The sequence below is a fragment of the Bacteroidota bacterium genome, assembly GCA_039111535.1.
Taxonomy (GTDB): Bacteria; Bacteroidota; Rhodothermia; order Rhodothermales; family JAHQVL01; genus JBCCIM01.
The window spans coordinates 1-26,913 of sequence record JBCCIM010000075.1 but is presented as its reverse complement, the minus strand read 5'-3'; the positions used below and the strand labels follow the sequence as shown (position 1 = coordinate 26,913).

The window sequence follows — 26,913 nt, the reverse complement described above, 5'->3', positions numbered from 1 at the left end:
CTTTGATCGCATCACTGAATTCACTTGTAAGCTCCTGCGTGCGAAGTATGCGTTTATCACTTTGGTGGACTCAGATCGTCATTTCTTTCTGAGCATGTATGCACATGATGGCCCGGTCGATGGTGAACGCGAAGCTTCACCGATGTATTCGTTTTGTCAAAACGTAGTTGTTACAAACAAGCGCCATGCAATTAACAATGTGAACGACGGCGGCCTTGTTTGTAAAGCTGAAGTACAAAACAAATTTGGCATTGTGGCTTACCTCGGGACACCCTTGAGAACGCCCAACAATGAGCGAATCGGATCGCTGTGTGTGATTGAAAACCAGCCGCGAACCTGGACTGCAGAAGATAAACGGCTAATAAAAGAAGCGGGGGAATTGGTTGTTAAAGAAATTGCGCTCCGATATCACGCAAACGAACATGTCCGCGCTGAAAAAGATATTTCAACGCATATTGCTGCGCTGAAAGAAGCAAACAGTGCGCTGGCGCTGAAAAATGATGAGCTGCGTAAAGCCAATGCTGTAAAAGACAACTTTCTGGCTTCTATGAGTCACGAGATTCGTACCCCCATGAACGGCGTAATAGGGTTTACGAGTTTGCTATTGGATACAGCGCTGAACCCATTGCAACGCGAATACACCGAAACGATTCGTTCAAGCGGTGAAGCATTACTGGACATTATCAATGACATCCTTGATTACTCCGCCATTGGCGCCGGCAAAGTCCAATTAAACCGGCTCCCATTTTCAATTCATACCTGCCTTTCAGAAGCGCTGGATGTCATTTCTTTAAAAGCTTCGAGCAAGGGACTGGAGATCGGCTATGTTGTTGACCAAAACGTGCCTGAGTTGCTGGTAGGTGATGCCCGCAGAATTGGACAAATTCTGGTTAACCTGTTGGGTAATGCCGTCAAGTTTACAGAACATGGTGAGATAGGGGTCCATGCTTTTGTCGACCAGACGATAAAGCTGAAAGCCGGCAGGATCGCGTTGCATGTTATCGTGAGCGATACAGGCATTGGCATAGCCCAGGACCAGTTTGAAAAGATATTTGAGTTGTTCTTTCAAGTGGATTCGTCAAACACAAGACGCTTCGGAGGCACCGGGTTAGGGTTAAGCATTGGTCAGAGTTTATGCACATCAATGGGCGGCGTGATGTGGGTGGAGAGTGAAGAGGGAAAAGGTTCTTCTTTCCATTTTACGCTTGAGCTGGAAGTTGCGCAAGAAAAAGACAACAGCTTTAAACCACCCTATCAAATTAGAAACAAACATCTTTTGGTTGCGGCTGTCTCTGGTGTATGTAAAAAGCAAATTCAAACCCTGAGCGAGCCACTAAACAATAAACTCCGCTTTGTTTCATCCAATAGTGAGCTACCTGGCCTATTGGTCGGCCAGAACCATGTCTATGATGCAGTGCTCATTGATTTGGACGTGTCTGATGTGCCCCGGAGTGAGCTATTGGAAATGGCTGTTGATTTGAGCAAACATACGCGCATTATCTTTTTACAGCGTTTGGGATTCTTGCTTGACAGGCCGCTGCCTTTCACGCCGACAATGCTGAACAAGCCTATCAAGCGGCAGCTGTTTTACAGCGTGTTGGAGCAAAGTTTTCGGCTTGCGCAGCCTAAACAGCATGGTGAGGCAACCAACGGTTTACGTTTAAATGAACCAGGACGATTGCAAATACTGGTTGCAGAAGATAATCGTATTAATAGCCAGTTGATTATGCGTTATATACAATTGCTCGGGCACACAGGAGATTATGTGACCAATGGAGAGGAGGCAATCGATGCATTGGGCAAAAACAAGTACGATCTCATCTTAATGGATGTCAGTATGCCTCAGATGGATGGTGTTGAAGCTACGGAAAGAATCCGTGCCCTGGAGGAAGAGTCCAGTGGGACCTATGTAATCGGCATTACAGCAAGTATCAAAAAAAGTACGCGTGAAAGATGCATGGAAGCCGGCATGGATGATTTTATCAGTAAGCCCATATCGCTGGAAGATTTGCGGGAAGCGCTAAATAAGATACCGAAGCGCGATTAATACATCCTTAGGCGATCCTCGTTTTTAGTGCAAGTTGTCCATTTCAAGCACTGCGCTGACAACGGATTTGCGCAAGCTGGTTAGCGACATATACCTGCCATCCGGACCTACGTTGGTTTGCTGTCGGTTAGTCAAGAGTATGATGCTTAAGCCCGCAGCCGGTACCGCCACAGCAAAGGTGCCCGTAAACCCGGTGTGACCGAAGGTGCCGGGAGGAGGCGCGTCTACCGGGAGTGTAGGGGCAGCCATTGCCCAACCCAGGCCATGGCCCGTTTCTGTGGGTGTGAGAAAGGCTTCAATTACATCACGGCTGATTAGCTGCTGCTCTTCATGCTCACCCTTGTTCAGCAGTAAGCTTAGGAGCGTGTTGAGTTCTGCGGCTGTGGAGAACAGTCCGGCGTGGCCGGCTCCACCTTCGTTTGCATGAAACGCATTTCCGTCATTCACTTCGCCCTGTAATACATAAGTGCGCCAATCTGTAAAGGACTCCGGGATTTCGTCGCATACATAGCCAAAGTCATCATCAGCCACCATGCGTTTTTCAAAAGGATTGCCGTGGGAGGTTGCTACAAAAGGCCCTTCCGCAGGCGTAAAACTCGTGTGCTGCAGGCCCAGCCGTTTATATAACCTGTTTTGAAGGAAGTCATCCAGGGATTGCCCCGAAATTTCTTCGATCAGATAGCCTAGGAGCATGAACCCGAGGTCGCTGTACCGCCGCGTTTGGCCAACAGGTGCGGCAAGCGCTAGCTTGCTGATGTAGGCGTAGGTTTCTTCAGCTGATGATGCGTGATAATACAGCGGTTTCCAGGGGTGAAGGCCCGAGGTGTGCGTCAGTAAATGACGAACGGTCACGCTGTCTTTGTCTGGACCAGTGAACAGGGCAAGGTGCCTGTGTACCGGATCGTCTAATGTAATCTCGCCGGCGTCAACAAGCATCATGATGCCGAATGTTGTGGCGAATACCTTCGTGAGGGAGGCCACGTCGAATTGGTGGGTGATGGTCATCATTTCGGGCGCAGCAAGCTGCGTCCCGCCGAAGGCATAGCGCTTGGCATGGCCGTATGCCTTGTGGAATACAATGCCGCCATCTTGCGCCACAAGCAATACGGCTCCGGGGAGATGGTCGACGTGCACGGCAGCCCTAACCAGCGAGTCGGCTTTGTACAGTGTCCGAGGATGCTGTTGCTGCAACGCAAGGCCGGTATGCGCATGCAGTAGCAGAAGACTTGCTGCGATTTGGAGTACACGCTTCGTCATACGAATTTGGTTGAAAGTTGCAGGTTATATGTTGAAGGTTGGGTTTATACCATTAAATATCCTTCATAAGGTTTACGCTAAAAAGGTATATGTTTGTACGGAGTGAAAGGTGAAGATTGTTGTAGATAGGCTAAACTTCCGTACGTGATGTGCTGATAGCCCTGGACCGAACGCAGCGTCTTTTCGAGTGTGGACAGGTACGGTATATCATAGGCGATGCCAGTTAGGCGCATCTGGTGTGAAATTCCGGCGGTGTAACTGGGCTATAATAGTCCTATATTGGAGGCTCAACGTTCTGGCTGAAGCCGAAGAAAATAACGAAGTTGCATGATTCTCGGACACCGTTGGTTGCTTAGCAGATTACCTGAGTCGCACCCTTTCTTAAAGCCGGCTCATCTAGCCGTCCTGGTGTTGTGTTGCGTGCTGTGGTTTGATTTATCTGAGGCGCGTGGACAATCGCAGGAGTCTCCGCTTGAAACGTTTGGCTATTTTCAGGTCCTGTTTCGGCACGATGAGAGCTCGCAGCGGTTGAACAGGTCCAATTCGTTCAGTGTGCAGCAACTCAACTTGATCTTTCAGAAGGACTTCGCTCGGGAATGGCGTGCCTTCATCAATTTTCAGGTGCTCAACAACTTCTCCTCAAGCCGGCGCTGGGGGTCTTTTGACCTGGATGAGGCCTGGGTACGCTACCGCGCCAATCAGAAGTTGACCCTAAAGGTTGGGTTACACGTGCCTGTTTTTAATCACCTCAATGAAATAAAGAACCGAACGCCGCTGTTGCCCTACGTGATTCGTCCGTTGATTTACGAAGAGTCTTTTGCTGAATTTGTGAGCCTGGAAGAGTTCATTCCTGAACGCGCGTTTGTGCAGGCGAACGGATCGTTTCCCTTCGGGAATGCAAGGGTGGATTATGCAACCTACCTGGGCAACAGCCCAAATATCAACAGCCAGACGGATAACGAGCGCAAAGGCATTGGCCAACAGACTGGGGTAGATACGACAACAACGGTACTTGTGGGAGGAAGAATTGGGGTTCGGGTTGAGGGGCTTAAAGCCGGCATCTCGGCTACCCGTGAATCAGTTGACTCCTTCAGGTTGCCCAATCAACCGTCTCTGGCGGCTGTTGCGAAAATACGCATCGGGACAGATGTGTCTTTTTATTACAACAGGTTCTCTTTTGAGGGCGAATTGATCACTGTATTATATGATGTAGATGCACCTGCAGACCTGGGGCTGCTCCCAGATGGCACCGAGCCCAACATCGACCTTGAACGGTTGTTTTATTATGGAACGCTTGGCTATGAAATGACGGAGCGCTTGTTTGTCTACGGAAGCTATTGGTACACCAAAGAAAAATTTGAGCAGTTCTTACCTCTTGCGAGTTTGATGGAACGCCAGTCAATTGAAGTGTTTTCGCTGGGCGCCCGCTACAGCATGTTGCAGGATGAAGATGGATTTGATCGGATCACACTGAAGGCGCAGTATGCGTATGTACCCGTCAAATTCAAACTTGAAGAAGAGATGTTTCGCGTTACAGACAACCAGAACATTCACTTTTTCGGACTTGCGATTTCCGTCCTGTTTTAAGAGGCTGGCTTAATTGAATATGCGCTTTCGATTGAAAGAAATATTGCTGGTGGTTCTCTTATGCAGTGCACGAGATGTACATGCACAGGTAACCGTGATCGCGCATCAGGATGTCCCCGTAGAATCCATCTCAAAAGACCTCCTGTTGGATTTCTACACGCGCGACAAATTGTCGTGGCCTTCGAGTAAAATGGAAGTTGTTGTGAGTGACTTGCGGCTGAAAAGCCCCGTCAAAGATTCGTTTTATGACTATTTAGGAAAAAGCTCGTCCCGTATGCGGTCCATTTGGCTGAAGCGCAAGCTGGCAGGAGAGGGGGATCCGCCTGTGTTTTTTCAGACCGAGGAAGAGATGTTGGAGCACGTTACCAATACGCCGGGGGCCATCGGATTTGTACATCCATCGAAGGTAACGACCAATGTTAAAGTGCTCATCGAGATAGACCATGGGGACGGGTAGCTATGCCCATGACCGTTCGAGATTTAAAGTTAGGGACCAAACAAAGCCTGGGGTTTGGCATCGTACTCCTGTTCATGGCTGCGGTAAGCGTGTTTGCCATTTTTCAGATGGCAGCCCTGCGTACGGAGATCGATGACACCAACGAGATCTGGCTGCAGCGCGTGGTGCTCAGCTCTCGTTTTCATCTCAATGCTTCGGCTTTGCGCACCGTGCAATTGCAACACGCTTTTGCGCCGCAAACAACGCAGAAGCAGGTATACATCGATACGATGTTGGTGTTGATCGATAACATCGATGTGGATCGGGATGTATATGCAGAATTATTAGAAACGGCTGCGCAAGAGGACCCCTTTTCGGAAAGAGAGAACCGCCTTACTGCCCGGCTCGATTCGTTGTGGGACGTGTACCTCGATCATTCGTTGACCTATCTTGACCTCGATAACGAAGACGCTTTGGCACTGCTGAATGGAGATGCCGGGGAGGTGTTTGGCGAGCTCAGCGCAGACCTGGCCGGCCTGGTGCATCTCAATGAAGCGCGTGCTGCTGAAGCTGCCCAGCGTGCAGAAACCACGTTCACGGGCACGCGCAACCGGATCATTGTCTTGCTCATCTTCACGATTTTGATTTCGGGCATCATTGCCGGCTGGCTGGCGCGATTGGTTATTGTACCGGTGCGCCAACTTGTTAACGCCGCGCGCAAAGTGGCTGACGGTAATTTCAATGTACACGTCACGAGCGTCTCTAAAGATGAGATCGGGACGCTTACGCATTCGTTTAGCTCTATGGCCCGGTCGCTGGAGAAGCAACAGGCAGACCTGCACGTCAAGAATCAGGATCTGGAACAGGCGTTACAGCAGTTACGCGACACCCAACAGCAGCTGCTGTTAAAAGAGAAAATGGCTTCGTTGAGTCAGCTTACTGCCGGCATCGCCCATGAACTCAAAAACCCGCTGAATTTCATTAACAACTTCAGCCAACTCTCTATTGATATAGCGGATGACTTGAAGCAAGAGTTATCAGATAACAGCAAACAACCCGTTGCTGATGTAATGCCTGACATTCAGGATCTAATAGACGATCTGACCTTCAACGCTGCCAAGATCAACGAGCATGGAAAGCGGGCTGACCGCATTGTGCTAAGCATGATGCAGCACGCCCGTAGAGGCCGTGCGGAACGGAGCGCTGTAGACCTGAATGCACTGGTAGAAGAGTACGTCAAATTGGGATATCACGGGATGCGCGCCAGTACGCCCAGTTTCAAAGTCAACATCCGTCGTGCATACGATGAACAGATAGGAGAAGTAGAGGTTGTGCAAGAGGAGATTGGCCGTGTCATTCTAAACATCGTGACCAACGCTTTTTACGCGGTCCACGAACGGGCGCAAACAGGAGAGGAGGGGTATGAACCCCAGATGACGGTTGGCTCGCGAATAAACGGGAAGAATGTTGCCGTTTGGGTACAGGACAACGGCTCAGGCATTCCGGAAGACGTACGTGCAAAAATCTTCGACCCCTTTTTTACAACAAAGCCCTCGGGTGCCGGCACGGGACTTGGGCTAAGTCTGAGCCACGAAATTGTAGTTGAGGGGCACGGCGGGGATTTAACGTGTGAGAGTGAAGAGGGCCAAGGCGCTACCTTTACCATCATGCTGCCGAATGCGTGAAAGTGAAAAATAGCAACAAACTAAACGCTGCCAAAAAAAACAGGCTGAACCTCGCGATGAGGTTCAGCCTGTAATCTATCCGAGGTACTGTTTCCTTACTCAATTTTAATCGTTTTATCCGGCCCACTGGCTTTCTCGTCCTTTGCAATCGTAACGATAAGCACGCCTTCTTTCATCCTGGCCTGGATGTTCTCAAGGTTTAGGTGACTGCCAAGTTCAAACGAACGCTCAAACGACTTGATCGGGTATTCCTGCACGAGGAAATTTGGTTTGTCTACTTCCGGCTCGCGGGTGCCGGAGATATAAAGCACGCCGTCTGTCACCGTCACGTCGATGTTGTCCGGATCGTAGGTTAAGGCGTGTACGTGCACCTCGATGTGATCATCGTGTTCGATGATGTTGACGGGGATGTTGTGTTTGGGCCGGCGGTATCCCCAGCTGCCCCGAGCCATTTTTAATTTGCGCTCCCAGCCTTCGAGGCCGTGTCGTTTCCAGTGTTTACCTCTATGTCGCATGCTGCTTCAGTGTTTGATTCTTTTGTTATTTGTCCAGGTAGACGGACGAGCCGCAGAATTACTTTATTCTCCCAAAAATTCTTCGTAATAATCGCCCAGGGCAGCTCGCAAGCGGGTTACGGCGTACCGTTTGCGTGAGATGATAGTCTTCAGGTTTTCGTTTTCCTCTTCGGCAATTTCCCGCAGGGTCACCCCGTCGATTTCGTTACGCATAAATACAATGCGCTGCTTGTCGGGCAATTCATCGAGCGCAGCTTCTAGCTGGTCGAAGAATTCTTTCTGATACAGGTCGTCTTCGGGTGACTCGTCGTCTTCGAATAGCTCAAACTCCTCTTCATTCAGGCCGGCCGGCTGGATTTTTCGATACGCATCAATCACCCGGTTGCGGGCAGATCGATACAGCCAGGCTTCCGGGTCTTCTATAATTGCACCCCGGTCGAGGGCACGAAAGAATCCGAACCAGACGTCCTGCACAATGTCCTGCGCGGCCTCGTCAGCTGATACCTTCGGCCGTACAAACCGCTGCAGCGTCTGGTCAAACGCCTCCATGAATTCAGAAAAGTCATCATCTAAGTAGCTCTCCATGACCAGGTAGACGTTTGAGCGGGCAGATTACTTTAAAACAGCTGTTCAACCTTACGAGGTAAGTTAGCGACTGTTGAGAAATTTCCTCACAACGGTCCATTTCCCGCTTACTAGGTCGTGTAGACAATTAGCAGGGAAATCAATGTTTTTGATGCAGATTGTGGCTATCAAGGCGTTTTTCGAGACGTGATGCAGCGCATCATGTGAGGAAAAGAACGCAGAGAGACGCAATCTGAGCAAAAACAGTCTTTTCAAGTTGATTGTCTACACGACCTAAGCATCTGTATTTATGCGCTAGCATCTGCGATTGCGCCGGCGGTCTCGCGCAGCCTTGAGTCGGCGCCGGCGCTTGCGAGCGGCCTCCTGTCGTCTTTCGCGGGCTTTTTTGAGTTGAAGTTGCCGCGCTTTCCGCCTTCGGCGCAGGAAGGACTGGTGCCGCTCACGCGCACGATCGAGCTGCTCGCTGCCGTCTGATTGTACCTGATTTGTTTCTTCAGGGGAATTGGGCTGATCCTCTTTTGAGGTCGCGGTACGCTCTGAAGGGGACTCTTCTTTCTGAGCAGGGGACTTACCTTGATTGCCAGTACTGACACAACCGGTGGCAGCCGCGGGTATAATTAATATTAAAAACGAACGTCGGTTCATCGGAGACATAAGCAACCTCAAGGTTTAGGTTGTTACGGTTGCAATGCAAGACCATGTAGTGTTCATGCACGCGTATAACCCATGAGGTGTACAGATCCCCTAGTGCTATATCTCGTACCATCCTCCTTGCGTGTATTAACGCTTACCAGGACCCCGCGTGATGTTTTGATAGGCTGGCCTAATGGGGGGCTGCTGCGAAATTACAGGCTGCCCCGTATTTCGTCTTTGAAAGCAGTAATTGCTGCTTCATTGCGCCTGTAAAAGGTCCATTGTTTGACCTTCTTGCCGGTCACCAACCCGGCATTTGCCAGCACTTTGAGGTGCTCACTGGCAGTTGGTTGGGAAACCCCAAGCTTCTCTGCAATACTGATCACGCATACGCCATCCTTGACCAGGTCACCTGCTTCCTGTGGGGGGAAGTTAGCTACCGGATCCGTAAGCCAGCGCAAAATCTGCAGGCGGTTTTCGTTGGAAATGGCTTTTAATCTAATCAACATAGGGATATAGCTTTTAACCTATGTAATATAAGGCGGGTGTTTGTATATTACATTATATAGGGGCATAGCTATATACCTATTAGACCTGATTGGCCTATATCAGCTACTTTTTGAACGCACTAGATTTGATCCATCCAACAACAGGCAAAACATGAAAACCCTGCCGGTCCTGGTAGCGGGCGTATGTCTGCTGCTTTCCGCTTGCCAGCCCAATACATTTCCTGATTTAAAAGACGCCCTGACGTTTTACGTTTCTTTTGATAACGGTACATCGGCTGATTTTGCGAGGGGAGACGGGGAGATGTACACAGCTATTGCTACCTATGCCAATGGAAGAAGAAGTCTGGATAGCGTGCGCGTTGGTATGCACAACGCCAACCATCAACTTGTTGAAGGAGGTGGCTTAACGGGTGATGCATTTGCCTTTGGTGATAAAAGTGGGCCCGTCCTTTTTTATAATGGCAAAGACAACATCGTCTACAATCCAGAAAACTGGTCTGGCACCATTTCTTTTTGGCTAAGCGTTGACCCTGCCGCGGATATCGATGGATATACAGATCCAATTCAAATCACGGATACCGATTTTAATGACGCCTCGATTTGGGTGGACTTCACCGATGCAGATCCTACTGATTTTAGATTGGGCGTGATAGGGGATCGAAGCGCCTGGACACAGGACACGGTGCATACACCCGTACGAGAGGTGTTTGAAAAACGGATCCTAAATGTTGGGCAGTATCCTTTTTCCCGTGCGGAATGGACCCATGTGCTCATCAGCTATGATGGCTTGGGTACCACCAACAGTCTGGCGACGCTTTACCTGGATGGCGAAAAGATGGGTGAAGTAAGCGATATTGATGATCCCTTTACCTGGACACTGGACAATTCCAAGATTTTCCTGGGATTGGGTTTTCGTGGGGTAATGGATGAGTTGTCGATTTTCAATAAGCCGCTAACGGACGAGCAAGTGCTGGCGCTGTTCGAGTTGAAGGGCGGGATCAAGTCAATACTTTGATGCTGCGGATAAGGTTGATTACATGCAGTACGGGAGTGCAGCGCATCAGCGCGAGCCAGCAGCAGGTGTGTGGGAAATTGGTGCATTTGTGGCAGCAGCGCCGTCAGGCGAGTCCCTTTCATTCTTCGAAAACGGGGGCGCCTTAGTAGACAATTGGGCGGCCGCCAGTCCATCAGCAGGCACCCAAAATTCTACAGGCACCCAAAATTCTACAGGCACCTCCAGCGATACAGAAGAATCGCTACCAGGTGCGTTTACGCTGCGCGGACATTATCCTGAACCTTTTAATCCAACCACGACGGTTGTATTCGACTTGCGCGAAGCAGCGACTGTGTAGATTGCCGTATTCGACTTATTAGGACACCAGGTAATCACGAGCTCCGGGCAGACATTTGGTGCAGGAGAGAATCAATCGATATTACTGGATGCCAGCGGGCTCACGTCGGGAATTTATCTATACCGTGTCTTTGCCCGCGGCGTACAGCAAACCTCAATCGTTACCGGAAAAATGACGCTGTTAAAGTAGTCTGAGGCAAGAACGCGTTTTTTATCGGAAGCACATCCCCAACTAACCTGTTCAACTTCACTTGATGCCTTCCGTAAATAGCCCTTCGAGCGCAATTTGTTTGCCATCCAGTTTTACGGGATCAGGTTCTTTGACCACAGTTGTGCGTACTTGTCTAAATCGAGCTCCGTTAAGCAAGTCCTCTACGTCCTCTTTGTCGAACTTGCTGAATCCATATTTTGCCAGCTCTACCTGATCTAGAAAGGCACGCGATCGATAGCCAATCACGAGTTTGCCTGTCGGCTTCATGACCCGGCGCAACTCGGCGAGGTCCTTGACTGGATCAGGCCAGAAGTATAGGGTATTCGTGGTTGTTATGTAGTCAAATGTTGCATCATCAAAAGGAAGGTCTGCGATTGAAGCATGTACAAACGATGCTTTGCCTTTATCAATCAGGTCCTTGTTAATTTCGAGCGCTGCGTCGACCATCGTCTGGGAATAATCGATGCCGGCGTAACGCAGGTCATCAGCTAGATACATCAAGTCTTTTACGAAATAGCCATTGCCCATGCCAATTTCTAACACCTTGCTTCCCGGTCTGGGATGTAACGCCAGGTATGCATTCAAGCAGATGTGCTTGTTTCCTTTGTTCATTTGGTGCCCCATTTGCACGCCTATTTCTCCCTCGGGGCGTCTCAATTGTTGCGCCACTTGTTCTGGGCTCAAACTGAGGGGATCAAGTTCATTTGCCATCTCGATTGTTCGTTGTTTCGTTCAAATCAATGCTGGATGTTGCAACTGGCGTCATAGAGGTTGGATCTGGGGTCACGACTCGCTTGATGCGCGCCGTTCACTTACGCAAGGAGAATCCGTCAGGGTATCAGCAAACATGTTGGCAAACGCAGCAGAACGGGGGAGCGTATGCTCCAGTGACCATTTGCTATTTGTGAGGCTTGTTCGGTGCTCCAGGTGTTTTAGTGCGCCATCCATGGCCTCCTTGTCGTCAATCAATTCTTGTGGGGGACACGCACTGCCAATCAGAAATATACGCTCATCTATTAGTTGGCAGGCGATCTTCCGCGCAGTATGCGATACAGGAGAGATGACAAACTGATCTAGATCCTCGTCCCAGTGACCACCATAAAACACCACATTCCCTTTTAGGAATGCATAGTTGTTCAACAAGAGGGTCTCACTCAAGGCGTTAGCACGCCCGGTACAGTCAATTACCAAATCAACTTCGAGGCATGTCATTTCTGTCGTCAATGCTAACAGATCTGCTTTATGCGCAAGCGATACCAGTTTTTCGGGTACACACGTAATTCGCGCCTTGGTCTCTCTCCAGAGGTCTGCAGGTAAATCAAAAGGAACTTCTCCATGCCAAAAAAACTCAACGAGACCACCTGAATGGCAATATCTGTGCTTGTTTTTAAGTCCAAAATCTTGAACATTTTTCGCACGCTGTCCTATCCAATACACATGTTCGGGCAAGAAAGGAGCGTCCCGATAAAAACCGTAGTTTGCATTGGGGTAGACCAACGGTAGAAGATATTCCATCACGCAATTAGCAGTATCGCCGTCACCGACCACGGCAATTCTTTTGCCTTTAATGCAATTCTCAAACTGCTCGTCTGCATAGCAGGAGGAAATAAAGTCATCCGCGTTAATAGTCTTTTTAGACCACTTATCTTTTTTGAACGAAGCTTTGTTTGGATCCCCCATACCATTTGAGATGACTATGCTGCCGGCGTTCACAATTTTGTTTTTAGACGAAACAGAATAGCCACCATGAACTTTTTTTACATCTTCTACTTCAAAGTCAAATAGGATGTCTGCGTCTGCATGAAAAAGTGCCATCGTTGCGAGTTCATACAGATGTTTGGCGGTCGGAAATGGCTTTTCAACGAGCTCATCAAAATCACTCACTTGAATAAAGTGGCCTTCAAATACATTCGCGTTAAGCCCTACTTTTGAAAAGGTTGGTGAGTTTAAAACAAGCGCATCGCCTAATCTGAAAAACGTTGCACATATGGCGCCACTTTTTTCGACAATTAGCACCCTTAGCGTCGGGTTTTTCTTTCTGAGGGTATAAAGAAAAATCGCCGCGTGGATGCCGGCGCCGACTAAAATTACATCATAATCGACACCCAGGTCAGGCTGTTTCTTTTTGAGGTAGTCCGTTGCAGTAGCAACATATTTTTTTCTGCTGTCATGGTTATAAACATATGCTCGGATTTGTTTTGCGAGCGATACATCGGATGTGTTTTCTAATCGCCCCTCGCGCTCAAAGAAGCTTTCTATAGCCTGTGCGCACTTACCAAATATGGCTTCTCCAAAGTTATAATGGTTTGCCCCTTTGAGATGGGAAGGAGGTACGGAGGTGGGAGGGGCTTGGGGATGGTTTAACACTGACGTAATCGAAACGTGATTAATAAAAAAACTATGGCTGGTCATCACGCTGTATGTGAAGGCCTTTTACGTATACTGCTATCCGTGCAATAGTTAGTTAATGAGCGGCGAGCGTGGCACGGGTATTGATTTTGATTGCTAGTTGCGCCCGTGTGTATTATCATACACACTATCGTATTTTGGGTTGCGTTTTGGAAGACTTTGTGCGTAACGCGCGCAGGCATCTACTGTGTTCTCGTACTGGTTATTTGAGATAAATCCGCTGGCGACACAGATTGGCCACGCTGTTTTTAACAAGTCGTGCTTACTGGTAAAATTCGATAATCCGTAAATCCGTAAGTCAAGAATGAGAAAATATGACGTTGTGATAGTTGGCGCCGGCCCTGCAGGGATTGGTGTTGCAGCTATGCTTAAAGAATTGGGGGTAGAACGGATGACGATTCTTGAAAGAGAAGAGATTGGGGCAACGTTCAGTAAGTGGCCGAAAGAAATGAAATTCATTACGCCATCGTTTACAACAAATTTTTTTGGTCACCTTGACCTTAACGCCGTTGTATCGGGCACCTCACCTGCATACATGCTCCGAAAGGAGCATCCAACCGGGAAGGAATATGCTGATTACCTAAAAGCAGTATGCGACCATTTTGAGTTGCCGGTGACGGAGCACACGAATGTGGAAAAAGTGATTCCTGCTGAAGGTTCTTTTGAGGTCCACCTTGCTGATGGAGACCCGATAATGTCTCGCTTTGTCGTTTGGGCGGCTGGTGAATTTCAGTATCCGAATCTGAACGCTATCCCGGGGGCTGAACTGTGTTTGCATAATAGCCAGGTGGAAAGTTGGGAAAACCTGGAAGGCGATAGGTTCTGCATTATCGGGGGATATGAAAGTGGAATCGATGCAGCCATACAATTGAGTCGAAAAGAAAAGACGGTTCATGTGTTTGCTCGAGAGAGGACCTGGAATAAAAGCACAAGTGATCCAAGCGAAACGCTGTCACCTTTTACGGTGGAAAGGCTGCAGGATGAAATGTTGTATAACTGTATTGAGCTGAAGGGGGAGGCGGCGGTAAAGGAAGTCAGGTTTGAAGAGGATACCTATTTGATATTTGTCGAGGGTGAAGCAACCCCTTTCCGAAGCGCAACCAGGCCGATATTGGCTACAGGGTTTTCAAGTAGTTTGGTCCTCGTTAAAGAACTGTTTCATTGGCACAAACAGAAAGCGTATTGTATTCTTAATGATCAAGATGAATCAACCAAAACAGCTGGACTGTTTTTAGTAGGCCCACAGGTTCGTCACGACGATCTCATATTCTGTTTTATCTACAAATACAGGCAGCGATTTGGGGTTGTGGCGCATGCTATTGGATCACAACTGGGTTTGGATACTACGCTACTTGAGCAGTATCGTAGTGAAGGCCTATATCTGGATGATTTGAGCTGTTGTGGCGAGGAGTGTGTTTGCTAATGCAGGAAGAATTGGTTCAGGATGACAAAAAGAAAAAAATGAGCATACAACGGGTATGCCAGCTGATTGCCAGTTTATCCTGGTTCGCTTCTATTATCGCTTATGGTTCGTTCGAATTGGGAGATTGTTTGCAACTTTTAGCCGCACTTGCCTGGACGGTTGCAAATATGATCGATTACTATACCTGATGGTTGTGACGCTTGCAAAGCATCAGACTAAAAAGAACATTAAAAACGTTGTTTTCCGCAGCAATGTATTTCTTGTTTGATTATCCTATGGTTTTAGGGGCGCAACGTGCCAGGGAATTTTATACCCTGAATCGGAGGGTGGTACTTCATAGATCGAGGCGCTTGGTTGCGCTCGTGTTGCTCTGCGTGTTTCTGCCCGTTGATGCCAGGGCCGCTTGCATCTTCACAAGCGGAGATCCTTCGTTGGCGTAAGCCTGCAATGGTGTGGGTTCAAAAATTACCAGTTAAACAACAGAAAAATGATAAAGAATATAGCCGTTTGGGCTTTGGCAGTCCTTTTGGCCCTGGCTGCAATGGTATATCAAAGGAGTACTGGACCGACATATGAGTATAAAGGACAGATAGCGCATGCAGGAGAAAACCATAAATATGAGCTACTTCGTTCTCAGGAAACAACGGAAGGGGCAAAAATCGAGTTGCCCTACGTGAATGATGCTGGGTACTCAGCGACATTACATTTTAAACGCTACCAGACCAAAGATTCCGTAACAACAAAGGCCTTTTACCTGGATCAGAACAATCAGTTTATTGCGCAATTACCTGTGCAGCCGGCTGCTGGGAAAATGGAGTATTTTATTACTGGCAGCATAGATGGCCAGGCATTTACTATTCCTGAAAACAGGGCGGATAAGATTGTATTGCGATATAAAGATCCCGTTTCTGACTACATTCTCGTACCCCATGTGTTGATGATGATTCTCGCAATCGTGTTTGGAGTTCGGGCCGGCTTAAGTGCCATCATCGATGATGGCAGGATGCGAAAATGGACGCTAGCTGCTTTCTCTGCAATGACTATTGGTGGCATGATTTTAGGCCCATTGGTTCAGAAAAGTGCCTTTGGCGAATATTGGACAGGATTTCCATATGGCGGTGATTTTACGGACAATAAAATGCTCATCATGTGGCTCGCCTGGGCATTTGCGTTGACCATCATTGGCTTTAAGCGTAAAAAGAAAGAAACGATTAGCCGGTCGTCCGTGTCACTGGCCGCTATCGTAATGATTGTAGTCTATTTGATTCCGCATAGTTTAGGAGGGTCCACCTTGGATTATGATAAAGTGGATCAGGGGATAGACCCGAAAGAAGCAATTAGAACCGGCGCTGAAAAAGATTCTTAACGTATGTAAGGATCCCCAGTGTATTGCGTATAATACGCCCCTAGATTGTTAGCCAATTGGATACATATCGTTATTGTGCATATTGCCGTTCTTGGAACCCCCTGGATGGCGTATCGGGTTTTCGTTTACAGGCGCGCACCTATGGATGGGAAGCCCTGGAAAGGTACGTTTAGTGGCTTGATTTTTTTGGCAGCGATTACAGGCGTCGCGTACTATACGGGGCCGGAGGCTGCAGATTGGACCAAGCAGATATTAAATGATTTCCCACAAGATCAGGTAGAAGATCATGCATTTTGGGGCAGGGTGGCGATGGTAATCCAGGTTATAACAGGCCTATTGGGCGTTATGGGATGGGCGAGTATTCTGCAAGAAGAGAAACCCGATCATAAAATTTCTAGCTTTTTAATGGTATTGCTGGTTGTCAACACTTTGGTCATACTGTACACAGCCCACCTGGGTGGACTGATAAGAAGAATGGACCTTATGTAGAAAACCCCGTAGCACTACGTGTTGAGGTTGTTGCAGATTCATTCAGCTTGATCAACACAACAGATCAAACGTGGTATTGAATCAGCATATCCGCAGTGATCCTTCCTCACGCTAGACATTAAGCCGGCCAAGTATACCGCCATCATCGAATTCAACACTGGCAATTTCCAAGATCGCGCCTAACACTGAGCCTGTAAACGTAAACGTCTGATCCTCATACCAACCCGTCTGCAGTTTCGGATTATTCCCCTAATGGCGTTAGGACAATGTCTTTGTACCAGACTTCATAAGGGCCGCCGGCGTGTGCCTGTAAGCATATTTTACCGCTGGTGTCAACATCCGTATCCTCCATAAATTCGGTTGTTGTCACGCCATTGATTTGTATTTCAATCGCCGGACCGTTGGCAGTGACACTGACCTCATTCCAATCCCTGGGCTCAATGAGTCCTTCAACCTGCGCTTGATCTGCCACATTGAGGATGATAACAGGAAAGATGTCAGGGTTTGGATACCGGGATGTATCAACTCGATTTTCGTCAACCAGGCTGCCCCAAATAGGGTAGAGGCCGGTTGTATCTGCAGGCATGGCATCAGAAAAGGTAGGCACTACGTTACTTGGTAAAAAACCTACGTCGGCCTGATAGCCCATCACTTCATAGTAGTCGGGTACGCGTTGCGCTCTGAAGCTTATCCCGCCATTCACGCCAAGGTCTTCAGTCTCAAATTTAGCAGACAGGGTCAGATTGTAATTGTCAAATTCCTCCAACGAACACAGGTATCTGGTTTCTGGCAACGCTTCTTCCAAAGACCCGCCCACAATCGCTGCTTGCTCAACCCGGAAGGCGGTGTCCGAGCCTTCCCAACCGTCCAGAGAGGTCCCGTTAAATAATTGTACCTCGTCGGTCTGACTACTACAAGACATCAAGCAGGCAGCGGTGCATACAAATGCAATTGTTTTAAGCGTATGGGACATCATGAGATTGGTTGTATTGATGGTATACTATGAGCGCAATGTTGCCAGAAAAAACCCGGCGCTACTTACATATTGCATAACAATGGTGGGAGAAGCATATATGTAATAACTGCATCGATAATAGGTAATTAGGATTTCTTTCGCACTGATCTAGCTCAATACTGCCCGCAAATAGCGATTCGGTTGCTCCTTCATCTACGGATTGGCATCCGCCGGTGTGTGTTGCATTTCTCTTTGACTGGCATTTGCGATTGAGCATGCCGGCAGGCTTCGAAGCATGAAATCATGCTTTTTTTTGTGGATTCTCTTATTCTCTCTTTTAACAAATAGATTATTGATTAAGGCTCTACATATGTGATGAGATTGCTTTTTGTTAAATCCTTGTTGTGTACAGGGCTTTGCCTGTTTACGTGTATTCCTGTGCTATCTCAATCATTAACAGTGCCTCGGATGGAAGGCGATGTTAATGTTGATGGTGTATTAAGTGAAGCTGAGTGGCAAAGCGCGGGCCGTGTTTCCGGGTTCTCACAGTACTTGCCTGCAGATGGCCGGCCGGCAGAAGATTCCACCACGGTACTTGTCTGGTACTCTCCCTATGCAATCTATTTTGGCATCCGCGCCTATGCCCCCCCGGGTGCCGTCCGCGCCACGCTCGCTGACCGGGATAAAATTGAAGGAGATGATTACGTCAGGCTGTTGGTTGACACGTTCAATGACCAGCGGCAAACCTACGTTTTTTCCGTAAACCCGCTTGGTGTCCAGGCTGACGGCACGCTGCGTGATGCGGCACAACGTACAAGCCTTTTACAAGCAAGTGGGTCGACAACCTTTACCCTTGATTTGAGCCCCGACTATGTGTATGAATCTAAAGGCAGGGTCACTGATAAAGGATATGAGGTAGAAGTCAGGGTCCCGTTTAAAAGCCTCCGCTACCAGCCAGATGAAGTCCAGACCTGGGGATTTAATGTTATTCGGAAAGTTCAGCATTCAGGCTACGTGGATACCTGGACGCAAGTGCTCAAAGACAACGCTTCTTTTCTTGGGCAGAGCGGCAAACTCGAAGGCTTGCAGGGGTTACGCCGCGGACTGGTACTGGATGTAACACCCGAGACAACGTATGGCGTCGTAGGCAGCCCTGATGTAGACAAGTGGCAATACACCGGGCAGCGCGTTGAAGTAGGAGGGACCGTTCGGTGGGGGATTACAAACAACCTAACCTTAAACGCTACGGCCAATCCTGATTTCTCGCAGATAGAAGCGGATGCTGCGCGCATTCAATACGACCCGCGCGAAGAGATTTTCATTACGGAGAAACGGCCGTTTTTCCTCGATGGCATTGAGCTGTTTTCATCACCAACGCGGTTGGTTTATACCCGGCGCATGGTGCAGCCGGTTGGTGCTGCAAAGGTCACGGGCAAAATTAAAAACACCAACGTCGCTTTTCTTTCTGCGGCAGACGCACAATCTGTATCACCCACGGGCGATACACCCTTTTTTAACATCCTGAGGCTACGCCAGGACCTGTCCAGACAATCTACCTTGGGCCTTGTTTACACGGACAAAATTGTGGGCAGTGATTTTAACCGTGTGGTTGCCGCAGACGGGCGCGTTGTCATTGGTAAATTGTATGACCTGACGTTGCAAGGCGGTGCCAGCGTAACAAAAAGCGGCGGGGAATCCCGGTCAGCCCCCATGTGGGCCATGCGATTTGATCGCAACGGCCGGGCTTTTGGCTTTAACCTTTCTGCGCGCGGTTACCACCCGGACTTTCAGGCACAAAGTGGTTTTCTTGGGAGGACTGCCATTGCCCGCGCCAATTTTACCCCGCGCTACACGATCTACGGTGAGGAAGGCGGGCTGGTTGAAACCTGGACCGGCAGTGTTTCGCTCGACGGGATCTGGAAGTACAGGCGGTTTACCGAGGCCAAGTTACCCGATGATGCCCGGCTCCATTTAAACAGTGGATGGCGCTTTCGGGGAGGCTGGTCATTTTCGCACTCTGTTTTGCGCGAGTCATTTCGATTTGATGAGTCCCTATTTACCAACCATTACGTAGAGCGACAGGAAAATGGGGTTGCTGTAGATACCGTGAAGTTTGTAGGACAGAACCGGATACCCAATCTTGATTTTCTGTTTACCTTTGCCACGCCACGCTTCCAGAAATTTGGCGGCAATATCCTGTTTGTTATTGGCCCCGATACCGACTTTTTCGAATGGACGCAGACCAAAAGCACGATGCTCATCTTTTTGAACATGGACTGGCGCCCTACACAAAAACTTCGGTTTGATATTGACTATACCCATCAACAGTACTTTCGACAAAGTGATGGCAGTACGTCATTCAGGCGCATGATTCCCCGGTTCAAAGTGGAGTACCAATTGACACGCGCCTTGTTTATTCGTCTGGTGGCAGAGTATCAAGCCTTTCTTTTGGATGCCTCGCGAGATGCCCTGAATAACGGTGACCCGATTCTGTTCTTCGATCCGGGTACAGGCGATTTTGTGCGATCCGTACGGAGAACCAGTAATGATTTCAGGGTTGACTGGCTGATTTCTTATCGCCCCACGCCAGGTACGGTGGCATTTTTTGGGTATGGAAGCTCGATGACTGAACCCGCTTCTTTCAGATTTCGGCAGCTTGAGCGCCTGAATGATGGTTTTTTCCTGAAACTGAGTTATCTAATCAGGTCATGAGCCGACGTGGAATGCGCCGTGCAATTCCTGGCTGAATAAACAGGAAGCGGAACGATACATCGAAATACAAAGAATACCTATGAAAAATTACTTCGCAAAGTGCTTGATCGTGCTCGTTTCGCATGTGCTGCTTTTGTCCTGCTCAACGCCGCCAGCCGAACCGCCCAACATTGTATTTTTCCTGGTAGATGATCTGGGGTGGCGAGATGTGGGCAGTTTTGGAAGTACTTTTTATGAGACGCCAAACATAGATCGGCTCACAGCTGAGGGTGTTAAGTTTACGCAGGCTTATGCGGCTTCCCATGTATGTTCTCCGACCCGTGCCAGCATTATGACAGGCAAGTATCCCGCCCGTCTGCATCTTACGGACTGGCTTCAAGGCCGGCAAAGTTATGCCTTTGAGCAGCTGAGAAAACCCGAATACCTTCCGCATCTACCGCTAGAAGAAATAACGCTGGCTGAAGCCTTTAAACAGCATGGCTATCAAACCGGACACATCGGCAAATGGCACCTGGGCGAAGATCCTTACGGTCCATTGGAGCAGGGGTTTGACATGCAGGTGCCTGACTGGAATAAAGGATGGCCCAAAGCCGGCTATTATGCACCCTTCGAGTTAGATGGACTTGACGACGAACCTGGTCAGTATCTTACCGATCGACTCACAGATGTTGCTGTTGCGTATATCGAATCGAACAAAGACCAGCCGTTTTTCCTGCACATGTCACATTTTGCCGTACACGATCCTATCCATGGCCGGCCTGATCTGGTAGAAAAGTACCGGCAAAAAATGGCGCAACAGGATATGCCCGAGGGGCCGGACTTCATTCTGGAAGGCAATCCAGACGATGCAAATCCGCTGTCAAGAGCGGAGCTAGCTGAGCTCATCGAGCAACCGTCCCATGAAGGGCACAAAGTGCTACCGCAGCGTACATTCAAAATCAAGCAGCACCAGGATAACATCCATTTTGCTGCCATGGTTGAATCGATGGATGAAAGCCTGGGGCGGATCATGGACACACTCGAAGCACAGGGTTTATCCGATAATACGATCATTGTTTTCTTTTCAGACAACGGTGGGATGTCTGGCGCCAACGTGGGCTGGGCAACCCGTGTTGTGGAATCTGACAAGCTCGACCTCGCTTACGCCACATCAAACTTGCCCCTGCGTGGTGCAAAAGGATGGCTCTACGAAGGGGGCGTTCGTGTACCCATGGTTGTGAAGTGGCCTGCCGGCGCAAAGGCCGGGTCTGAAAGCGAAACCCTCGTGATGAGTACGGATTTTTATCCTTCTTTATTGGAGTTGGCTGGTTTGCCGCAGATGCCCGTTCAGGCAGTAGACGGTGTCAGCTTTGTACCCTCGCTCAAGGGAGAAACTGTTGACAGAGATCCTATTTACTGGCATTTCCCTCAGTATAGTAACCACGGCATGCAAAGCCCAGGCGGTGGCGTAAGATCAGGGGATTACAAGTTGTTGGAATACTACGAGAACAACACGGTTCAACTGTTTAACCTGCGCGAGGATATCGGTGAACAAAATAACCTGGCTTTGGCCGAGCCTGAAAAAGCTGCAGAATTATTGTCACTGCTTCATGACTGGCGAGCAGACGTACAGGCCCAGATGCCTGTGCCAAATCCAGATTACGACTCGGGCAGCTATCCTCACCTGAACAACTAGGCCTCTAGTGGGACGAGTGGAGTTCCCCCAGGATAAGCTAATTTGCCTCCGGAAGCTGTAATGGATTTAGGCGCCGTTGCCTCCATAATCTGCAACGCAATGTCCATTTCATGAACACCCCAATCTACTTGCATACCTCCGGAGTAATCCCAGAACCACCGGTTAATTAAAATGGAATTGATTGGGATTAAAGGGGCGCTTGGGAGCAGGGCCCAACCACATGTCGTAGCCAACTCCTGGAGGTGTATTACTGTCAAGTTTGACAAGGATAGGTTTCATCCAGTCCTGGTAGGCCCAAACCTTTACAAGGCGAATTTGCCCAGCTTGCCTGAGTGCACATATTCCAGGGCAAACTTATAATGGCGAGCACTGCGTTGCCATTGGCCGACCTGTACAATTTTTGCCCGTTCGCTCAACAGTGTCCACCATGATGTTGCATTCTTGAATGGAATTTGCCAATGGCTTTTCCACATAAACATGCTTGCCAGCCTCAACCGCATCCACCATCGTTTTAAAATGCCAATGATCGGGTGTCGCGCTGATAACAGCATCGATGCTATCGTCTTCAAGGAGCTGTGGATAATCTTTGTATAATGCCGGCTTTTTTTCCTTGAACCTCCTCAGCATTTTTTGCCCGTCGTTCAAGAATGCTTTGATCTACATCACATAAAGCAACACACTCGACTTCGCCGATATTTAAATGGATGCGCATGTTCGTCCACCAGCACATCAGTTTAGGAATTCTGCAGGATTAATCTGTCCTAATTGATGGGGGTATTACAAAACAGACTACTCCAGAATCTCCTCCACGATCTTGACTACTGCTTTCACCATTTCGTTCTCCACCTCCGGGTCCCAGCCGACAGGTGAAGCATATTGGATTTGCAGGGTTTGAGCCTGATAGGCGTTCAGCCGAACCAGCTCGCGCGTTGGGATGTACAGGTTATGCTCACCCATGTAGCCGAATACCATGATGGGGTGATCTTTTCTAAAGGCATCTTTAATTCGTGCGCCAATGGGCGCTGTGACCTCGCCCTGCATGGCAACCAGCGGCATAGGACCGATTCGGGAAACGATCACTTCATTATAGATGCATGGAAACGGCTTATGCAGGCTGTACTTGTACTTGTCAAGAAATTCCTGATCTTGCTTGTGGATCAAATAAGTGTCGTAAGTACACACCATTTCGGTGGTCGTTTTCGGAAAGGGGATCCCCTTTTCGTAATAGCGAAGCAGCATTCGCACCCAGTTCGTTCCTCGATGCGGATGCGGATATTCGACAAACCCAACGTCTGTTGGATAGCTTTTGCTCAGTTCTATCGCTTCCTCTTTTGAGATAGGCGGAGCCAGTGGCAAAGAGACAATCTCCATCGAACTGGAGAGGGGACCGGTAACATCTACAAATTCACCTTCATTGATCTTTTTCACTGCCTTAGCCAGATCATGGCCGGCTTCTCGCGCCTTGGCTTCAAGCAGCACATCCACTGAGTCGACACTGATTGCGAGTGCTTTCCTCACTGCCCCCTGAAATTCTGGCGTACGCTCAACAAACTGATTGCCTCCCGAAGCATCGGCATACATGGCTTGTACACCCGGAAACGCGGCTTCTATTTCATCCATGGCATAACCTGGATGGCCGGCTTCAATCTTATTCCAGGCTGCCTGGGCAGGATGCGCTCCGTGATTAAACAACATTGCCATCGGATGATCACCCTCCATCACCCGAAGAAGCTGTATCTCATAATCCACCGGTGCATTTCCTACGCTGAACAAGAAATAACCCATCCCACTGCCGAACTCGAGCCGCACGTTTTCGCGTTCATTCTCGATTGCTTCCTTTACCAGATCGAACATACGATCCGCCAGCCAATGACCGTAATCGAAATTATCCCGATTAATCTGAATAGGTGCGCTGTGATTATGTGTGGCGAGCAGCAGCAGGTATTCTGGGGCGATGCCCAGTTCATTTTTAAGGCGCGCACGAAGCAGCGGTGTACCAACATCGAGACAGTTCAAATCATAGGTAATGACTACCAGGCGCTTTTCACCGTCATTAAGCACAAGTGCCCGCGCATGGATGTCTTCTTTTACGCCTTGAGACATGCGGCCATTCACCATCACCCGTGATTGGGTGTTCGTGATAACAGTTTTGGCAACGCCCGCTTTCATCTGAACTGGCTGTGCTGTGGATTCAGAAGGTGTGAGCAGTGTGAATGTAAGGAGGAGGGTGAGGAGTACTTTCATGAGAGGGTGGGATTTCATGGTGGTAGCTCGACTAAATTAGCCATCGTCTGGCTACGTTTCAATGCTCAATCCTTCCTCCTTGATACAACAGGCTAATCAACGCTCGATTCACAAGTCGTTCGCCGGCACCCACTTCTACTTGCGTCGCCGAGACCGCGCCATAGCCGCCTTCCGTTGCAGCTTGAATGGTTTGGAAATAGGCCATTGCATCATTTGTGTATCCTACGAAAAACGTATAGTCGAAAGGACTCTGTGCTTTCAACCAAAGTCCGTGCTCGACGAAGAATTCTCCTGGAAATGTACTCAGTGCAACGTGCTCCCCTATTAAAATTGAATTGATCTCAGCCTGAAACGTCGTTTCTACTCGGTAGATGTCGTCTCGGTGGGAAAGTGAGATCGATTCTGTTGTTACATCGAGATCTATCTATTCACCCAATGACTTCATTTCAGGCAAACCCCGAATCACCTCGTCAGCCAACACACGACCCATGCGCCCAACCTCTTCGAATCCGCCCTGATCCACCGGGGTTTTGTCGGCAAACTGGTTGATGTCGCCGGCCGCACCCGGGAGGTACATGACGTGCCCGCCGATTTCGGTATCAAGGTAGCGTGCCCTTGCTTCAGGACAGGGGCCGGCAGTTTTTAAACCGGCACCAGGATTGAGCCGCGGAGGCACCCTTTCCGAACTGGTTCTATGATGAGATGATACCTGTTACACGATAAAAGAGAGGCCTCGTAAATGATTACACTGACAAGTCCGCCAGTTCGATATCTTTGAACCTGAATCGAAACACTTGTCCCTTGTGTACTTCTATCGCTATGTGCCCTGATGGCAATATCTTATCTCCACCATCCCAGTCAATGATCGGCTTTCCGTTCAACCAGGTCTGGACGCGCGAGCCAATAACACGTACTTCGAAATCGTTCCATGGCTCAGGGTCCGTACTCCATTTGTATGTCCACCCTTCAGGCAGGTGAGGTTCGAAGTTTTCTGCCTTGTAGCCTTGCATGGCAAAGGGAAGCCAGTGCTCCTGGAAATCCCAGATGAAGCCGGTGGATTGCGGAACGTTTGAAGCCAGGTCGAATCCATGCCTGGGATATACGTTGTTCTCGTACTGATCCCGGAACTGAATACCGCAATTGCCGACAGCATCCTGGTAGGCGATAAATTTTAGCTTGAGGCCAAAATCTGTCAATTCCTTGTCGTATGTCAGCCATACATAATCTTCTGTGCCAGGCGTATCCAAAATCAAATCTCCCTCCTCGATGCTGAAAGCCTGAATGACAGTGTCTGCATCGATTTGATCCAGGGTCCAACCATCCAAGTTTTCCCCATTAAAGATGGACATAAACTCCATGGTGGGTTCAGCTTCTGCCTTCGGCTCAGTTCCTGGCGTACAACTAGAAGCAGCGAGAAAAATAATTGCATATACGACGGCAAGGCGGCGGTGTAGGGTAGGATTCATCAATGGAACTGAGGTTGGTGAGTATAATCAGGAAAATAGGTGTAAACCGGCCTTAGAGCAACTTCTGCGCATAGGAAGCGCGTCTAATTTTAACAATGCGTAAGTTCTAATACCCACTGCGATAGTCTTCATAAGACGGCCCTTTTGCCTCACCTGTGGTATAACCACCTACTGTTGTGGTCCATCACCAAATTTGCGGGAGAACCACTTTTTCAGGGACAGACCAGTTTTCACGTAGTCAAACGTGGCATCATCAAAAGAAGCCATGTTGATACTGCGTCAAGTTGTTTAGCATTGTGTGCGAGCGCATACCTTTGTAGGATTCAGGCAATCACAGCCGTTTCCTAAACCATTTCACTTCGAGAACCATTTCACTTTGAGATGGGCATAAAAACGGGGGCTGCCGATGGCGAGCCCCCGCTTGGGTAATGTATTAACCTGTCGCAACGCATCTAGGGAGCATAAGGCAGTGAGCTGTGGTGCAGTACAATCTGTAGATCACCATTTGCGTCTTTGGCGTATCCGAAGGAATACTCCACTTTGGTTTCGTTGCCGTCGGTACCGGTAAAGAAGTAGTTGCCCATGGCCATTGCCATTGAGCCATCTTCGGAAATCACGGTCCCTTCGTTTTCCCAACGCACATTGGTATATGGTGCGATGGCAAAGCCTTTATCTTCTGAACCTGCTGTGCCAACAAAGTAGCTCAGTGCTTCTTCAAAATTACCACGAAACTGGTCTTCAGCAGCAAGCGTCGGCTTGAAGAGGACCGTTGCGCCGTCTACAAAGTGGTAGAATTTATTTACATGGTCTCCAGCCAGTGCGCGGTAATCACCATCTTCAGTGAATGCTGCGCCAATCGCAACAATCCCTTCACCCCAGGCTTGCTGAACAGCAGTAACTTCATCCATGGTGATTGGATTGGCAATGCTGTTCATTGCAGCAGATGCGACAGGTACTGCTTCCGAGGCGGACTGCTCACAAGCTGAGATTGTTAGACCAAAAGCGACTAGCAATAAAAGAGAATAAAGGTTCTTCATTGTTTTGAACGTTATATCCCACGTGCATTACTCAGGGAGCGAATACACGTAATGGTTTATTTAGTGGTTTTTACAGAATAGCCAATACTTACTAGTACCAGCAACAATATATACACAGGATTTATACTGACTGACTAAGTGAGGGAAACACTTTCTTTTGTAAAAAAATATTAGATTCTTGTTAAGAAAGTCAAATAAAATTAGGGCGAGCGGATCAATGAGTACCAGCTGATGGCCATCATAGAGCTGGATAAGGCCTAAATGAGGAGTGAGGGTTTTCGTTCTTACGAATTCGGTGTCTAAGGCTACCGCCTCTTGACG

Annotated in this window: 24 protein-coding genes and 2 pseudogenes; 11 read left to right on the top strand and 15 right to left on the bottom strand. The window is 48.7% G+C overall.

Translation table 11 applies throughout. The features are described from left to right. A partial coding sequence (locus AAF564_13035) for a response regulator (protein MEM8486468.1) occupies positions 1 to 2,047 on the top strand: 2,047 nt, incomplete at its 5' end. A gap of 24 nt (positions 2,048 to 2,071) precedes the next feature. Here AAF564_13035 and AAF564_13030 read toward each other — a convergent pair. After that, the gene (locus AAF564_13030; GenBank protein MEM8486467.1) at positions 2,072 to 3,304 is read right to left on the bottom strand and encodes a serine hydrolase; all 1,233 of its coding nucleotides are present in this window, start codon (positions 3,302 to 3,304) and stop codon (positions 2,072 to 2,074) included. 420 nt (positions 3,305 to 3,724) lie between these two features. Between AAF564_13030 and AAF564_13025 the strand changes: the two genes are divergently transcribed. From AAF564_13025 to AAF564_13015, 3 genes are read left to right on the top strand one after another with little or no spacing between them, the layout of a single operon-like run. Next, positions 3,725 to 4,891, top strand: a complete 1,167-nt coding sequence (locus tag AAF564_13025) for a hypothetical protein (GenBank protein ID MEM8486466.1) — start codon at positions 3,725 to 3,727, stop codon at positions 4,889 to 4,891. A gap of 19 nt (positions 4,892 to 4,910) precedes the next feature. Continuing rightward, positions 4,911 to 5,348 carry a hypothetical protein gene (locus tag AAF564_13020; GenBank protein ID MEM8486465.1) on the top strand — a complete coding sequence of 146 codons (438 nt, stop codon included), beginning with the start codon at positions 4,911 to 4,913 and terminating at the stop codon, positions 5,346 to 5,348. A gap of 8 nt (positions 5,349 to 5,356) precedes the next feature. Beyond that, positions 5,357 to 7,012 (top strand): ATP-binding protein, encoded by a 1,656-nt coding sequence (locus AAF564_13015; protein ID MEM8486464.1) that lies wholly within the window; start codon positions 5,357 to 5,359, stop codon positions 7,010 to 7,012. Between the two features lie 95 nt (positions 7,013 to 7,107). Here the strand turns inward: AAF564_13015 and AAF564_13010 are convergent, their stop codons facing one another. From AAF564_13010 to AAF564_12995, 4 genes are all read right to left on the bottom strand, one after another. Then, the gene (locus AAF564_13010; protein ID MEM8486463.1) at positions 7,108 to 7,527 is read right to left on the bottom strand and encodes an Hsp20/alpha crystallin family protein; all 420 of its coding nucleotides are present in this window, start codon (positions 7,525 to 7,527) and stop codon (positions 7,108 to 7,110) included. 63 nt (positions 7,528 to 7,590) lie between these two features. Then, positions 7,591 to 8,112, bottom strand: a complete 522-nt coding sequence (locus AAF564_13005; protein ID MEM8486462.1) for a sigma-70 family RNA polymerase sigma factor — start codon at positions 8,110 to 8,112, stop codon at positions 7,591 to 7,593. Between the two features lie 294 nt (positions 8,113 to 8,406). After that, positions 8,407 to 8,766 carry a hypothetical protein gene (locus AAF564_13000; protein ID MEM8486461.1) on the bottom strand — a complete coding sequence of 120 codons (360 nt, stop codon included), beginning with the start codon at positions 8,764 to 8,766 and terminating at the stop codon, positions 8,407 to 8,409. A 191-nt stretch (positions 8,767 to 8,957) separates the two neighbouring features. Further along, positions 8,958 to 9,254: a metalloregulator ArsR/SmtB family transcription factor gene (locus tag AAF564_12995; protein ID MEM8486460.1), complete on the bottom strand. Its 297-nt coding sequence runs from the start codon at positions 9,252 to 9,254 to the stop codon at positions 8,958 to 8,960. 151 nt (positions 9,255 to 9,405) lie between these two features. Between AAF564_12995 and AAF564_12990 the strand changes: the two genes are divergently transcribed. Further along, complete coding sequence (locus tag AAF564_12990) at positions 9,406 to 10,269, top strand: LamG-like jellyroll fold domain-containing protein (protein MEM8486459.1); 864 nt, start codon at positions 9,406 to 9,408, stop codon at positions 10,267 to 10,269. Between the two features lie 22 nt (positions 10,270 to 10,291). Next, positions 10,292 to 10,606 carry a hypothetical protein gene (locus tag AAF564_12985; GenBank protein ID MEM8486458.1) on the top strand — a complete coding sequence of 105 codons (315 nt, stop codon included), beginning with the start codon at positions 10,292 to 10,294 and terminating at the stop codon, positions 10,604 to 10,606. Between the two features lie 246 nt (positions 10,607 to 10,852). On the opposite strand, the gene AAF564_12980 is transcribed toward AAF564_12985, so the two are convergent. Both AAF564_12980 and AAF564_12975 read right to left on the bottom strand, forming a co-directional pair. Next, the gene (locus AAF564_12980; GenBank protein MEM8486457.1) at positions 10,853 to 11,527 is read right to left on the bottom strand and encodes a class I SAM-dependent methyltransferase; all 675 of its coding nucleotides are present in this window, start codon (positions 11,525 to 11,527) and stop codon (positions 10,853 to 10,855) included. 72 nt (positions 11,528 to 11,599) lie between these two features. Continuing rightward, the gene (locus AAF564_12975; GenBank protein MEM8486456.1) at positions 11,600 to 13,228 is read right to left on the bottom strand and encodes a hypothetical protein; all 1,629 of its coding nucleotides are present in this window, start codon (positions 13,226 to 13,228) and stop codon (positions 11,600 to 11,602) included. A gap of 301 nt (positions 13,229 to 13,529) precedes the next feature. Here AAF564_12975 and AAF564_12970 point away from each other — a divergent pair, with 301 nt between their 5' ends. The 3 genes from AAF564_12970 (at position 13,530) to AAF564_12960 (ending at position 16,503) form a co-directional block, all read left to right on the top strand. After that, entirely contained in the window at positions 13,530 to 14,648 is a 1,119-nt protein-coding gene (locus AAF564_12970; GenBank protein ID MEM8486455.1) for an NAD(P)/FAD-dependent oxidoreductase, read from the top strand. 487 nt (positions 14,649 to 15,135) lie between these two features. Continuing rightward, a complete protein-coding gene (locus AAF564_12965; GenBank protein ID MEM8486454.1) occupies positions 15,136 to 16,014 on the top strand; it encodes a hypothetical protein in 879 nt (292 codons plus the stop codon). A gap of 141 nt (positions 16,015 to 16,155) precedes the next feature. Continuing rightward, positions 16,156 to 16,503 carry a hypothetical protein gene (locus AAF564_12960; protein ID MEM8486453.1) on the top strand — a complete coding sequence of 116 codons (348 nt, stop codon included), beginning with the start codon at positions 16,156 to 16,158 and terminating at the stop codon, positions 16,501 to 16,503. A gap of 241 nt (positions 16,504 to 16,744) precedes the next feature. On the opposite strand, the gene AAF564_12955 is transcribed toward AAF564_12960, so the two are convergent. Beyond that, positions 16,745 to 17,425 carry a DUF1080 domain-containing protein gene (locus tag AAF564_12955; GenBank protein ID MEM8486452.1) on the bottom strand — a complete coding sequence of 227 codons (681 nt, stop codon included), beginning with the start codon at positions 17,423 to 17,425 and terminating at the stop codon, positions 16,745 to 16,747. Between the two features lie 501 nt (positions 17,426 to 17,926). Between AAF564_12955 and AAF564_12950 the strand changes: the two genes are divergently transcribed. Further along, the gene (locus tag AAF564_12950; GenBank protein ID MEM8486451.1) at positions 17,927 to 20,170 is read left to right on the top strand and encodes a DUF5916 domain-containing protein; all 2,244 of its coding nucleotides are present in this window, start codon (positions 17,927 to 17,929) and stop codon (positions 20,168 to 20,170) included. Positions 20,171 to 20,249: 79 nt separating this feature from the next. Further along, entirely contained in the window at positions 20,250 to 21,845 is a 1,596-nt protein-coding gene (locus tag AAF564_12945; GenBank protein ID MEM8486450.1) for a sulfatase, read from the top strand. Between the two features lie 29 nt (positions 21,846 to 21,874). Here AAF564_12945 and AAF564_12940 read toward each other — a convergent pair. The 7 genes and pseudogenes from AAF564_12940 to AAF564_12910 form a co-directional block, all read right to left on the bottom strand. Next, a pseudogene (locus AAF564_12940) lies at positions 21,875 to 22,566 on the bottom strand (Gfo/Idh/MocA family oxidoreductase). A gap of 68 nt (positions 22,567 to 22,634) precedes the next feature. Beyond that, complete coding sequence (locus AAF564_12935; protein MEM8486449.1) at positions 22,635 to 24,014, bottom strand: hypothetical protein; 1,380 nt, start codon at positions 24,012 to 24,014, stop codon at positions 22,635 to 22,637. Positions 24,015 to 24,147: 133 nt separating this feature from the next. Continuing rightward, positions 24,148 to 24,351 carry a hypothetical protein gene (locus AAF564_12930; protein ID MEM8486448.1) on the bottom strand — a complete coding sequence of 68 codons (204 nt, stop codon included), beginning with the start codon at positions 24,349 to 24,351 and terminating at the stop codon, positions 24,148 to 24,150. Between the two features lie 162 nt (positions 24,352 to 24,513). After that, positions 24,514 to 24,765: a hypothetical protein gene (locus AAF564_12925; protein ID MEM8486447.1), complete on the bottom strand. Its 252-nt coding sequence runs from the start codon at positions 24,763 to 24,765 to the stop codon at positions 24,514 to 24,516. Positions 24,766 to 24,832: 67 nt separating this feature from the next. Then, entirely contained in the window at positions 24,833 to 25,555 is a 723-nt protein-coding gene (locus tag AAF564_12920; protein MEM8486446.1) for a DUF1080 domain-containing protein, read from the bottom strand. Between the two features lie 452 nt (positions 25,556 to 26,007). Then, entirely contained in the window at positions 26,008 to 26,490 is a 483-nt protein-coding gene (locus AAF564_12915; GenBank protein MEM8486445.1) for a phosphoribosyl-AMP cyclohydrolase, read from the bottom strand. Positions 26,491 to 26,793: 303 nt separating this feature from the next. Further along, positions 26,794 to 26,913: pseudogene (locus tag AAF564_12910) on the bottom strand (ribonuclease D).